12 protein-coding genes are annotated in these 13746 nt (G+C 46.7%); all 12 read left to right on the forward strand.

All coding sequences use genetic code 11. From position 1 onward, the window contains the following. The first annotated feature begins 594 nt into the window (after positions 1-594). The 12 genes from recA (at position 595) to H8S80_RS23490 (ending at position 13637) form a co-directional block, all read left to right on the forward strand. Positions 595-1695, forward strand: coding sequence for a recombinase RecA (gene recA, locus H8S80_RS23435; RefSeq protein WP_002601416.1), 1101 nt, complete (start codon positions 595-597; stop codon positions 1693-1695). A gap of 92 nt (positions 1696-1787) precedes the next feature. Then, positions 1788-2405, forward strand: a complete 618-nt coding sequence (locus H8S80_RS23440) for a regulatory protein RecX (RefSeq protein WP_002601415.1) — start codon at positions 1788-1790, stop codon at positions 2403-2405. 274 nt (positions 2406-2679) lie between these two features. Then, positions 2680-4239, forward strand: coding sequence for a ribonuclease Y (rny, locus tag H8S80_RS23445; RefSeq protein ID WP_002601414.1), 1560 nt, complete (start codon positions 2680-2682; stop codon positions 4237-4239). 197 nt (positions 4240-4436) lie between these two features. After that, on the forward strand, positions 4437-5156 hold the full coding sequence (locus H8S80_RS23450; RefSeq protein WP_002601413.1) for a LytR/AlgR family response regulator transcription factor: 720 nt from the start codon (positions 4437-4439) through the stop codon (positions 5154-5156). Next, the gene (locus tag H8S80_RS23455) at positions 5153-6475 is read left to right on the forward strand and encodes a sensor histidine kinase (RefSeq protein WP_117622080.1); all 1323 of its coding nucleotides are present in this window, start codon (positions 5153-5155) and stop codon (positions 6473-6475) included. The genes H8S80_RS23450 and H8S80_RS23455 overlap by 4 nt, the downstream gene beginning before the upstream one ends. A gap of 131 nt (positions 6476-6606) precedes the next feature. After that, positions 6607-7368, forward strand: a complete 762-nt coding sequence (locus tag H8S80_RS23460) for a hypothetical protein (RefSeq protein WP_002601411.1) — start codon at positions 6607-6609, stop codon at positions 7366-7368. A gap of 20 nt (positions 7369-7388) precedes the next feature. Next, a complete protein-coding gene (locus H8S80_RS23465; protein WP_243009710.1) occupies positions 7389-8876 on the forward strand; it encodes a hypothetical protein in 1488 nt (495 codons plus the stop codon). Between the two features lie 11 nt (positions 8877-8887). Next, complete coding sequence (locus H8S80_RS23470; RefSeq protein ID WP_117622082.1) at positions 8888-9565, forward strand: ABC transporter ATP-binding protein; 678 nt, start codon at positions 8888-8890, stop codon at positions 9563-9565. Positions 9566-9770: 205 nt separating this feature from the next. Further along, positions 9771-10919 carry a hypothetical protein gene (locus H8S80_RS23475; RefSeq protein ID WP_117622083.1) on the forward strand — a complete coding sequence of 383 codons (1149 nt, stop codon included), beginning with the start codon at positions 9771-9773 and terminating at the stop codon, positions 10917-10919. Positions 10920-10965: 46 nt separating this feature from the next. Further along, the gene (locus H8S80_RS23480; RefSeq protein ID WP_117622084.1) at positions 10966-12078 is read left to right on the forward strand and encodes a DUF4097 family beta strand repeat-containing protein; all 1113 of its coding nucleotides are present in this window, start codon (positions 10966-10968) and stop codon (positions 12076-12078) included. 76 nt (positions 12079-12154) lie between these two features. Next, positions 12155-12745 carry a hypothetical protein gene (locus H8S80_RS23485; RefSeq protein WP_147338558.1) on the forward strand — a complete coding sequence of 197 codons (591 nt, stop codon included), beginning with the start codon at positions 12155-12157 and terminating at the stop codon, positions 12743-12745. A gap of 16 nt (positions 12746-12761) precedes the next feature. Continuing rightward, positions 12762-13637 (forward strand): hypothetical protein, encoded by an 876-nt coding sequence (locus tag H8S80_RS23490; protein ID WP_117622086.1) that lies wholly within the window; start codon positions 12762-12764, stop codon positions 13635-13637. Positions 13638-13746 lie beyond the last annotated feature (109 nt).

Here is a 13746-nt window from a genome sequence, read left to right on the forward strand (position 1 = left end):
TTTGAGTCAGATATTTTGTTTGCGGTGTATCCAAAATGAGTGATGGAAACTTATGGCCGAACTGGCCCTGACGGGATCGTCTGATCCCGTATGACGCCGTATGCTGTACAGATGACAGCCACGGACTTGATGAACGGTTCTGCGCACAGGAATGTGCGGCAGAGACTGCTTTTATTTTACCATATTTACGGTAGAAAGCCAGAAAAAAATTACAATACATACAAAAAAAATTACACAATAGAAATCCAGAAAAATTATTTAAACATAAAATAAAAAATAGCATCGGTATACTTACCAGAAACAGAAAATACCAATTGCATGAAGACCGTCCCTATGATATAGTAAAAGGGTATCGGAGAACGTTCCGTTCTCTATTTCTGCAGTTCACCGGCAGTTCGCCGCAGTTTCAGGAAAAGCTACAAAAGAGAATAGAGAACAGGAGAGTGATGCGTTTTGAGGGGATAGGGGCAGGAATTTTTTTGCTTTCAGCGGTGTAAAAACGCGGGAATTCAGGAAAATTCCAGTTGACATTTAGGGACAAGTATACTATGATTATAAACAGGAAAAGAACATTTGTTCGCATTGGAGGATAACATGAATAAAGATGATAAATTAAAGGCACTTGATGCCGCCATTACACAGATTGAGAAAGCATATGGCAAGGGTTCCGTGATGAAGCTGGGAGAAGGCGGCGTGAAGATGAACGTGGAGACTATTCCGACCGGTTCCTTAAGCCTTGATATCGCCCTGGGACTCGGTGGAATCCCGAAGGGAAGAGTCGTGGAGATCTATGGCCCGGAGTCCAGTGGTAAGACGACCGTGGCTTTACATATGATTGCAGAAGTTCAGAAGCGCGGCGGCATCGCGGGCTTTATTGACGCCGAGCATGCCCTTGATCCGGTGTATGCGAAGAAGATCGGCGTGGATATCGATAATTTATATATCTCTCAGCCGGATAACGGAGAGCAGGCGCTGGAGATCACAGAGACGATGGTGCGTTCCGGCGCAGTTGACATTATCATCGTGGACTCGGTTGCAGCCCTTGTTCCGAAGGCGGAGATCGAAGGCGACATGGGTGATTCTCATGTAGGTCTGCAGGCCCGTCTGATGTCCCAGGCGTTAAGAAAGCTGACCGGTGTCATCAGTAAGTCCAACTGTACGGTACTCTTCATCAACCAGCTGCGTGAGAAGGTAGGCGTTATGTTCGGCAGCCCTGAGACAACGACTGGCGGCCGTGCCCTGAAATTCTACGCCTCTGTACGTATGGATATCAGAAGAATTGAATCCTTAAAGCAGGGCGGCGAAGTGGTTGGTAACCGCGTACGTGTGAAGGTTGTTAAGAATAAGATTGCTCCGCCATTTAAAGAAGCGGAGTTTGATATCATGTTTGGAAAGGGTATTTCCAAAGAAGGCGATGTGCTCGATCTGGCGGTGAAGGAAGATATTGTGGAGAAGAGCGGCGCATGGTTCGCCTACGGCGGAGCAAAGATCGGCCAGGGCCGTGAGAATTCTAAAATTTATCTCCAGGATAATCCTGCTGTCTGTGAGGAGATCGAGAATAAGGTGCGCGCCCGTTACGGACTCGGTGAAGATGGTGCGGCTCCGGCAAGTGCTCCGGCAGGCGGTGCTCCCGCGGGAGAAGCTGCTCCGGAAAAAGAGAGTAAGAGAATTAAGGCCGAACCGAAGGAATCATAAGTCTGGCTAATAAGATGGCAGGGAATCATAAAAAGTGAGCCATAAAGACAGTGATTCATAAAATAAGTAAATAAGAAAAGTAAGGGGCAGGTATGACAGTTACGGAGATCACACCCCTTGATAAGCGCAGGAGTAAAGTCATTCTGGATGAAGACTTTGCTCTTGCGCTTTATAACGGGGAAATTAAGCGGTATCACATTGAGACGGGAGAGGAACTGCCGGAGGAGACGTATCGGGAGATCATGGAAGAGATCCTTTTAAAGCGTGCGGTGGAGCGGGTCTGTTACCTGCTGAAGTCTTCCGATAAGACGGAACAGGAGCTGCGGAAGAAGCTGAAGGACGGATACTATCCCGGGGAAGCCATCGATTATGCCATCGAATTCCTGAAGAAGCACCGGTATATCAACGATGAAGAATATGGCAGACGCTACGTGGAGTACCACTCCACGAAGAAAAGCAAGCGGCAGATTCAGTATGAGCTTCAGCGAAAGGGGCTTTCCAAGGAGGCGGTTACCGACATTTTGGAGGAGCATCCGGTGGATGAGGAGGCGCAGATCAGGGACTACATCAGGCGGAAGAGACTGGAGCCGGAAGCCATGACACTGGAAGAGCGGAGAAAAGCCATGGCAGCGCTGGGAAGAAAAGGATTTTCCTTTGAGACAGTCAACCGGGTTTTCGGCAGTAAGTACGGTGATGACGGGGCATTCTGAAAATGTGTAACAGTTCAGACGGCGGGAAAATTGGTGCAGGAAGCAGCGTCAAGCTTGCTTGTAAGCGGCTTTATGTGCCAATTTTCACATCGGATGAATATCCGATGCTTCTTGACCGGCTTTTTCGGTCAAGAAGATGGCCGTCTGAACCGTTACGAAAATGTGTATAAGTATACTGGAAACAGCGGTTAAATACTTGACATAATGTATAAAACAGTTTAAAATTGTAGTGTTGTATTGATGTACAATGAAAATTAAATAAGGAGGTGCTCCTGTGTCAGTATCAGTATTCACGGCTGCATTGATTGCAATCGTCGCATCAGTTGTAGTTGCTTTTATTGCCTGGTCTGCTGCCATCGCGTATCGTACGAAATCGTATGAGAGCAAGATTGGTTCTGCAGAAGAAAAATCCCGGGAAATAATAGATGAAGCATTAAAAACCGCTGAGACAAAGAAGCGCGAAGCTCTCCTTGAAGCAAAAGAAGAGTCTTTGAAGACTAAGAATGAACTGGAAAAAGAGACCAGAGAAAGAAGAGCTGAGCTTCAACGTTATGAAAGACGAGTACTAAGCAAGGAAGAAAACCTGGACAAGAAGTCCGACGCAATGGAAAAAAGAGAAGCAGGTCTTGCTGCTCGAGAGGAAGCCCTGAATAAGAGAAACGCCGAAGTAGAGTCTCTCTATGAAAAAGGGATACAGGAACTGGAAAAGATTTCCGGATTAACCTCCGAACAAGCAAAAGAATATCTTTTAAAATCTGTTGAAGATGATGTAAAACATGACACTGCGAAATTAATCAAGGAACTCGACAACAAAGCAAAAGAGGAAGCCGATAAAAAGGCGAGGGAATATGTGGTGACAGCCATCCAGAGATGTGCTGCGGACCACGTTGCAGAGACGACAGTTTCCGTTGTGCAGCTTCCGAACGATGAGATGAAAGGCCGAATCATCGGACGTGAAGGACGCAACATTCGTACGTTAGAAACCCTGACGGGCGTGGAACTCATTATCGATGATACCCCTGAGGCGGTTGTATTATCCGGATTCGATCCGGTTCGAAGAGAAGTAGCCAGAATCGCATTGGAACGGCTCATTGTGGACGGACGTATTCATCCGGCCAGAATTGAGGAAATGGTAGAAAAAGCACAGAAAGAAGTGGAAACCAACATGCGTGAGGAAGGTGAGGCCGCGGCCCTTGAGGTCGGTATTCACGGTCTGCATCCGGAACTCATCAGACTGCTTGGTAAACTGAAGTACAGGACAAGCTACGGACAGAATGCGTTAAAGCATTCCATCGAAGTAGCCCAGTTATCCGGGCTTCTTGCCGGAGAGATCGGGCTCGATGTCCGTATGGCTAAACGTGCCGGTTTATTACATGACATTGGGAAAGCCGTTGACCATGAGATGGAAGGTTCTCACATTCAGCTGGGAGCGGAACTCTGTAAGAAGTATAAAGAGCCCGCAGTTGTGCTGAATACCGTAGAATCCCATCACGGTGACGTTGAACCACAGAGTCTTATCGCCTGCATCGTACAGGCGGCGGACACGATTTCTGCCGCAAGACCGGGTGCAAGAAGAGAGACACTGGAAACATATACAAACAGATTGAAACAGTTAGAAGATATTACAAACTCCTTTAAGGGAGTCGACAAGTCTTTCGCCATCCAGGCGGGACGCGAAGTTCGGATTATGGTAGTACCGGAACAGATTAACGATGACGGAATGATCTTATTGGCGCGCGATATTTCCAAGAAGATCGAAGAAGCCCTGGAATATCCGGGACAGATTAAGGTCAACGTGATCAGAGAGTCCAGAGTGACAGATTACGCCAAGTAATTGTTAGAAATGAGATGATGAATGCCCCAAACCCGTAAGAAAGTAATTTTATACGGGTCTGGGGCATTTTTTGATAGCAGACTATGCAATAGATTTTGCAGGCCATACTTCTTTTCTTGTGTGATCCGGACAAAAGAACTATAATGGACTGGAGGCAGATCGTCTAAGCAATTATAAAATAATGAGGAATTGTAATCATGAGTATAATATTATTAGTGGAGGACAATCGAATTGCAGTAAAAAAGATTGTCGAATATATCAGCAGAATATCCGCGAAATTCAATGTGGTTTCTTTCCCGGAGGCTGGAGGCGCTCTGCGGTACGCAAAGGAGAACGAAATTTCTCTTTTTGTTCTTGATATTCAGTTAGAGGATTATAAGGGAACTCATTTGGCAAAGCAAATTCGTGAGCTGCCAGAATATAAATATACGCCGATCATATTTGAAACGGCGCTGGCAGGAGAAGAGCTTTCCGCCTACCGTGATGTGAAGTGTTACAGCTTTCTTATAAAACCATTTAGTGAGAAAGAATTTACCGAGGTATTTACTGAAGCAATTGGGTTGTCTGAGCGGATTAACCGGCAGGGTAAAACAATCCAAATTGAGCAAAAACAATTTATTTTGGAGTATACGACGGCGGACATTGTGTATATAGAAGCTTTTGGCAAGAGGCTGGTCATTCACACCAATAACCATATGTCCGGTATGAAAGAAGATACCATTTCCGGATATACGTTAGCAGGAATGCTGGCGCTGCTGGAGGGCGCTTCTTTCGTGCAGTGCCATAAGAGTTATCTTGTGAATACCACTCATATTGACAGAATTGACAAGACTGGGCGAAAAATTTTCTTAAAAGGATTTCCGGATGCCATCCCAGTCGGTAATAAATATCAGTCTGTGTTATGGGGGAAGCCATGAATTTTATGTTCCAGTTTGTACAAGCGGGTTTAGATGCCGGAGCACTGGCAGTCTGCTGCGAAGCGATCTTTCAAAAAAGGTCAGAGGTAAAGGCAAAAGACCTCCTGCTTTTTCCTGTTCTGCTTGTTTTGTGTATTGTACCACGGATGAATTTTACGGCAAATGAGCGGGTAATCGCAACACTTTTGACACATGGATCTGAAATTGTTCCGGCCAACAGTATCGCCGGCTTGCTGTTCCTGCTATTTTCCGTACTGCTGCTTAACAGCATTTTTTTTAGATGGAGAGACAATGGCGATGTCCTGAGCGGAACAATGGCGGTATTTTCCCTTTATCTGTTTGTGCGATGCCTGTGTGTTGCTGTATTGGCGGCTTGCGGGGCTTCGGAGGCCTGGCTGATCCCTGGAAGCCGTGTACTGACTTTGGCCCTGGTTCTTCTGCTGCTTTGTACGCCTTTTTACGGTCAGATTCAGCAGCTGCTCCAAACAGGAGGGGGTACGGTCGGGATTGTATCATCGGATATTGCAATTCTGCTGATGGCGGCGCTTTCAGTTCTTTCTTTTCATGTGGATCGATTTGTTTCGTATTTATGGCTGATTTCGGTACTGCTGCTGGCGTTACTGCTACTCGACAGCATCCTGCTGTTTTTGCATCGGCGCAGAATGCAGGAACGAAAACGGTTTCATATGATCGAACAGTATGTGCCTATTGTGGAGGAGTTGATTTCGCAGGTAAGGGCGAGGCAGCATGAGTTTCAGAACCGTATGCTGGCCATCGATGCAGCCGTGGCCTCTGCCGATACATTGGAGGAGGCAAAAAGAGAGGTAGCAGCCCTGACAGACGGGATTGCCATCAATCCCAATGACCGCGAATTACTCTCCTGCGACAGTAAGATCATTGCCGGGATGTTGTTTGGGAAAATAAAGCAGGCAGAAGCGGTGGGGATTCATATAGAATTGCAGCTGCATGGCCTTTTTAAGAAAACTGCGGCGCCTGAAACGGAATGGATTGAAGTAATCGGGATTTTGTTGGACAATGCAATCGAGGCATCGCCAAAAGGAAGCACGATTTTTATTGCAGGCAGGAAAAACGGGGCGTATCTGGAACTGCTTGTTTCCAATCCGGCCCCAGCCATGACGAATACCGAATTCATGGCTCTGTTTCGGAAAGGCTTTACAACAAAAAGCAGCCAGGAAGGGCGCGGCTACGGTTTGTATAATATACTGTGTATCACAGAACGGTATCATGGAAAAATCCTGACGCGGAATGAACATATTTCAGAAGAAAACTATGTTGTCTTTGGCGTCCTTCTTCCATGATAAAAAGGTATGAACGAGGGGGTTAGAGGAATGAAAATGATTTTATTCCTTTAACCCCCTCTCTTGATTTCAAACCATTGAAGCACGGGCAGTATTTCGATATACTGAAAAAAAAGAAAGGAAAGAGATATATGTTTGAGTTGATAAGAATTGAGTGTAAAAAAGTGTTTTTGCCAGTGCTCCTCACAACCGTGGGTCTGACCATTACCATGTGTGTGCTGACCAGAATACTCTATCTAAGCTATTTACTGCATTATGATTTGGAGGCGTGGGAGGTAGGAACAGGAGTATTTTCCGTGCTTTATCCCCTGCTCGTTGTGATGCCTCTTTGTTGGAATCTATATTATGAGCGTAAAAATAACTTCCTTTTATATATCGCGCCGCGTGTACCAATCAGAAAATATCTGACTGCGAAATGGACCGCCTATACACTGGGAGCATTTTGTATTATGGCGGTTCCCTATGCGCTGGCTGCGGTATACGCAATTTATATAAAAGCGCCCGTGATTCCTCCTGAATCCAACACCTTTTCGCATGTTTTTCAAACGGTATTTGTTGAGAAACCCTTGCTTTATGCGGTCATTCTTTCCTGTTGGAGAGGAGTGATTGGTATTTTAGTTATGACCCTTGGCTTTACACTTGCCCTGTATTGTAAAAATATATTTGTAATATTAACCGGGCCATTTATGTATTCCATACTCGAAAATTATATAATGTCAATTCTGAATCTGTCGGCATACCGGCTAGTTGTTGCTTTTGACCCAACGAGTATGAGCAACAGTGTGGTGACATATTTTTCGTTTATTGTGGGGCCAGTTTTGCTGCTCTGTGTTATCGGTCTGACGGCGTTCTTTCTTGCAAAAATCAGGAAAAATGCCGTGGTGTCCGTATAGGTGCTGCTATGGCAGCGCTTATGAGGAAAAATTTCCGTTTATGGGGATATGGAAAGGCGCTGGCTCTTTTTGCCGGCTGCCTGCTTTTTTCCATCGGCGGACGATTAAATGAAGGGATTTATTATGAACAGCATATTTTATCAGCAGTATCTGACCACTACTATTTGACATACTTTATGCTTCCGATTCTGCTGCTTTGCAGTTTTTCTTTTTTGGAAGATGATGAAGAAACTGTGATTTTACGTTTTCAGAGCTATCATTCTTATTTTTTAAAAAAATGGCTGGGAGCAGGGCTGAGTGCTTTTTTACTGGCTGCTGTTCAAAGTGCAGCGATTCTCTTATCCGGCATAGGACTTCCGATGGGAAATTGGTGGGAGTTATCTTCAGGATCAACCGTGACAGAGTTGTTTTTAGTGCTGCAGCAGTATTTTTCAACTCCGTTACAGGCATTTTGGGTCTTCTCACTCTATCAGTTTTGCGGAACCTGGATTATATTTGGGATCTGTATGTGGATTGGACACTTTTGCGGACGGAAATGGTCAATCCGGCTGATTCTTGCTCTTTATATGTTTTCGGCTTTGTGGATGAAACTTCCGGTTATTCAGATACTGCCGCTTACTGGATTTAATCATTTGCTGATCCTGCATCATAATTTAGGTTCACACTGCCGTTTGACAGTTACAGGTATTACTTTATTAATAATTGCCATAATCATAACTGCCACGGTTCGGTTTGGGCGGCAGGGATATAGATTCTTCCAGAGGCGGCAGATTTCCGGCATTGTTACCTACTATATCCGTGAATTGGCGACGAGGCAGAATGTCCGGATCCTTTGCGGCGTTGTTTTTATAATTACCCTTTACAAAGAGACAGGACAGCTCCAGGGAAAATCCGGGCAGGAGTGGATCTATTCCTTATTTGCCGGGCATGGTACAGGCGGTTTCCGGGTTTTTGCGTTTTTTGAAATGATGATCACGATTGGTGCGCCGCTTTATCTTCTGGCGGTTTTTGTGGAAAAGACAGTAAGCGGTCAATCCCTTTTTATTTCTGTCCGCACGAAAAGCCGTAGGACATTGATGAGGGGTATCCTGTCGACTGGTATAATATTTCTCGCTGCCTATATGCTTCTGTGGTTTACAGCGGGACTTTCTGGAACACTTTTCTTTAGGGAAGGAACGGGGATGCCAGTATGGAAAATGCTGCTGTATGCTGTTTTTTTAAGATTCCTTGATATAATGGTTCAATATTTTATTATGATGTGTATATATGTATTTTCAAAACAGATTACAATCGGTTTTCTTGCATTGACTGCAGGAAATCTGCTCTGCATTCTACCGCAGCCATGGGTATCTTATCTGCCGTTTGGATTATCCAGCCTGACACGGATTGCGGAATTAAATTCCGGTATTGGAATCTCTGCCGCAGCGGCTCTGGGAGTGGAGACTGCCTTTGCAGTGCTGCTGCTTGTATGGCTCTTGATATTTGGAAGCAGAAAAATACTGGATTAGGAGGAAATTATATGAGTTCATATTTCGAAATAAAAAACGTATCAAAAGGATTTGGAAATAGAAAGATTTTAAAAGATGTATCGTTATCTGTGGAACGTGGAAAAACGGTTGGCCTTGTCGGCGCCAATGGAAGCGGAAAATCGGTGCTGTTCAAAATACTGTGCGGCTTCGAGAAACCTGATCAGGGCAGAGTCTGTGTACGCGGTAAGCAGCTCGGGACGAAAGGCCGGGATTTTCCGGACAACGTGGGGGTGTTCATTAATTCACCTGGCTTTATCGGTATTTACAGCGGCTTTCAGAATCTCAAATTCCTTGCAGATATTCAGAGAAGAATTGGCGAAGAGGAAATTAAAGAGGCTATGAGCAAGGTCGGTCTTGATCCGGAAGATAAAACCAAGGTCGAGCATTATTCCCTTGGCATGAAGCAGAAATTAGGGCTTGCACAAGCTATGATGGAGGGACAGGATATTATGGTCTTAGACGAACCGTTTAATGCTCTGGACTATAAAACGTATGAAGATGTTAAAACAATCATTCGTATGCTGAAAGCAGAAGGCAAAACGATTTTCCTGACATCCCATCAATACAAAGATATAGAGCAGTTGTGTGACCTGGTATATTTTCTTGAAGATGGCAGCCTGATTCCCATTACTGAGGAGATAGCAGAGCATTATCGGGAGACAGAGTAAAAACAGAGGCAGAGTTAGAACCGTGGCAAAGAAAATGGGCTGCCAATGCAGGAAGGAGACAGCGTACTGCATGCACGGGAGATGGGCTTTGGAATCGGTCCCATGTCACCAAAGATAGACGAAAATGTCATCAAATGACAGGCATATTTTCACTCAAAGCGTTATAATGAAGCTGTGATTGTCTGGCGTGTGGTGGGAGGTGCTTATGAACCGGTTTTATCGGCCATCGGGGAAGATATCCGCATGGGTTTTTCCATATTTTCTGGTGTGTGCGTCAGGGATTGTTCCGATGCTGGCGTTTGGATATACTTTTCTATTTCACTTTTTTTATTCGACAAAAGGAACCGTATTCTTTTTTCTGATGGCCGTTATAGCGATGGAGTCCATCTGCCAGTATTTTGTGGTGAAAAAGGGTAAGGTACGGAATCGAAAGACAGCGGCGTTCACGGCTTTTTTGCTGAGCGCCTTTTTTGTATTGTTTTCCAGTGCTTCCGGTTTCGTGGTATACGGTGTTCGGGATGAATTATGGTTTTCTGCACTGCAGTTTTTGACAGTACTTGTGTTCCTGGAGGCTGGTTTCCTGATGGAGGCTTCGAAGCCATTCTGCGAGGTCAGCAAAACATGGGCGAAGGAAGTTACCATCCTGTTTGAACTGCCGGAGGATACGGATGCGCTGGTCAGAAAACTGCTGACCTGTGATGATTCCCTGTTTGATGGTTTAAAGAGAATATCCGCAGACCATGCGCAGGAGGACAGAAGGACGCTGCAAAATATCGCCGGCGGCCATCTTTTATTCCGGCTCTGGGTGACGGAAGGGGAGTCGGATTACTACCTGACCGTGGTAAAGAAAAGGGCAAAACAGGGCAGAGGCGGGCGGATCCATTACTCCGATGAGGAACTGACCCGATGGCTCGCGGTAAAGAGGGAGATCGGACGCAGGCTGCTCACCTGGAGTCAGATGCAGGAGGAACAGCCGGTTTTGCCTCGCGTAAGTGTGCGGAAGGGACTCTTTGGAAAACGGGTTAAATCTGTAATACAGGCGCTGGTATCGCTTGGGGTGATGGCTGTCATGTTTCTTTTGCTGAATTGCCGTATCGCGGTGCAGATGCCTGCAGCTGTTATGATTTCCTATGGAATTACAGTGTGTCTGCTCTCGTCGATGAGTCTGATTGGCTGCTTTATAAAAGAGACGGTGATAGAACTGGACGCGTTAGAACCAGGGGAGGCGGGCTGGGAGCGCGGAGCCGAGATGATAACTGCTGATTCCGGAATAGCGGTAAAACTGTATTATCTTGTACTTGTGGCAGGGAGTGTATTCTACCTGGTCCTGGTTGTACGAATGCATTTTATTTGAAGCAGAATGGGAAGCATAGAGTATTTTATAAGGAGGAACACGGAGGATGAAGGGAAAAACGATTGGAATAATAGCTGCGGCCAGTACGATTCTGCTGTCGGGAGCGATTCTGATTTCTACGGCGGCTATCAGCGCACAGCCTGTGCAGGCGGCGGAAGAACATGCGGCCGGAAGCATGCAGAGGCAGGTCGAATGGGGGATTGCGCCGTTTACCAGTGCGGATATATCCGTAGAACTGGCAGAGGTGTCATTTTTGACGGCGGAGGATTACGGCATAGAGATGGTGTGGGCTGACGAACGGATCAAGCCAAATTACAAAGTCAGCAATGGAAAGCTTACCGTTTTTACCCCCGAGCATGGAGCTCTCAGGCTTCGCAATGCCGAGAGCGGACAGTTTATCGTGTATTTGCCGAAGACGGTCGAATTGGATACGGTTTCTCTCAAGACAGACCTGGGAGGGATACAGATTGCGGACAGGAAGGTTAATTCCTTACAGGCCCATTGTGACGCGGGGGACATCTTGCTGAACCGGGTCTCTGTCCGGGATTTGAAAATCGAGCAGGATCTGGGGAACTTTGGTATGCTGGACAGCAGTGTGACCCATTCGGCGGATGTGCAATGCAGCGCCGGTGAGGTTACGGTCTCCGGGAATATTCAGGGTAACGTAAATCTCTCTGTTGATCTTGGAAATATCCGCTTTGAGACAACGGAGGAAGCCGCAAAGTATCAATATAATTTGTCGGTAGACATGGGAACGATCATGGTAGATGGCAGCAGGAGTGAGGGGAGCCGGACGCATCAGGGCGGTCCGTCTGCGCTGACTGCACAGTCCAGTGCCGGTGAAGTGGAAGTCAGGTTTCATAGTGCGAATGCCATGGGCGCGGAGAATGCCGGCACCGATGTTCCCTACAGGGAATATGCGCCATATGGAATCACATACGTTTTGAGCCGACGGGCGCTTTACTACGAAGGCCAGCCTGTGCAGGGCTTTGTCGGAAGGATCGCTTCAAATGGCAGCCGCCATGACTGGTATTTGAACCGTGACACGGACTCCGGGATATTTTTACAGGGAAGATATGAAAATGGGACGCTGACCGGGATTGATAAAATGACGGAGGCGCAGATTACTGAGGTATTTGGTGCAGATTCGGTGAAATGAGAAAACAGGAATAAGAAAAACAGGAATAAGAAAAAACAGGTTTAAGAAAAACAGATGATAATTGGAACAGGAGTAAATGATGAAAGTGAAAAAGATAAACTGGCTGCTTATGGTATTCCATCTGGTGGTGGGATTTGGAATTTCTGCGGTTCTGGTACTGGTGGGTGGAAGAAGCCTGCCCTATGAAATGGCAGATCTGATGGTTGGAATGGCAGTATTTGGTCTGATTTTGTCGGCGCTGTCTCTCCTTATTTTAGGGGCGCTGTTTTATGCGGTCGGCAAAAAACAGATGGCAGACCGTCTGGCGGCGGAGGGCTTCCGATGCACCAGCCGGTTTGACAGCTACAATGCCGTCGTGGCGATTGACGCGAACAAGGGGAAAATAGGACTGCTGATGCGGCTCAATCCATTTTCTGTTCAGATCCTGGAGGCTTCGGGAATCCGTTCGGCGGAGGTCAGCGATGGAAAGGGGATAACGGGAGGGACAAGCCTGGTGAGCTTCCGATTCTGCCTGGATGGGATGAAATTTAAAATTCCTACATTTTCGTCAAATCGCTGTTATAATATGAAATCAAATGAAGTTATAGAGGGAATCGAAAAAGCTGAGAAACAGGTTGAGTATCTGCTGGAGGCGAAACGAAACTCGGAGACCGTGTTTGACGAGTGAGTGTGGGGGAGGAATCATGGGATTATTCAACAAACTATTTAAGAAAAATGAAGCGGCACAGACACCAGCATCGGCACCAGCACCAGTATCGGCACAGACACCAGCATCGGCACCAACATCCGCACAGGAATCGCTCTGCCCTAATAAGGATACCATAATGGGATTCGCCCTTCTTCATACGGCTGAGCTTTCGGAGGATGAGCTGACAGGGGCGATAAAAGAGGAATTTGGCCCTGAGACGGAGCTAGAGGTTTCCAGGGACAAGCTGTTTTCTGTGATTGTAAGCAGGGAGGAGGCCCAGTTTATCTGTACGCTGATGCCGTTTGCTGTGCCGGACCATGAGGTGGAGAAACTGTTTCCGTTTCATTCGCTGTCGCCGGAGGCGGAGCTGGAGATGGGGAGACATCAGGCATTTCTGATTATTGCAGGCAATGGGTTTGAACTGGAAAAGAAACGGGAGGCCTGTCTGGCGTTTAACCGGCTGTGCGGAGCGGTCATGAGACGGGAACAGGCCGCCGGCATGTATATGGGAGGGGCCGGGCTGCTTCTGGAAAAGGAAACTTATCTGAGACACGTGGAAATTATAAAGTCTCCCGTCGGTGAAGACCGGAACTATTTTCCGGCGCCGCTCTGGATCCGGGTACTTCTCTATCTCGATGACGGAAAGAAGATGGCCCGGACCGATGGCCTTGCAGATTTTGGTTATCCGGAGGTCTGTGTTTTTAATACCCATCAGGAGCCGGAGGCGCTGTACCAGCAGCTGTATCTGATGGCAATCGAGGAGATCACCGGCAGAGGTGTCTACCGTAGTGGGGACCTGATCCGGATTGACGAAGAAACGGAGGCCGTCTGCAAACTGGCGGACGGTGTCTTACATATTATTGGTACGTGAGACCAGGGCGTGCCGATGGCAGGAATGAATTTTCAAACACGTCCTGGTACTGCATTGAACAAATACCATTGAATTCAGCACGAATGCCTCACAGCCGCAGAGAACTTGT

Source organism: Hungatella sp. L36 (assembly GCF_014288035.1).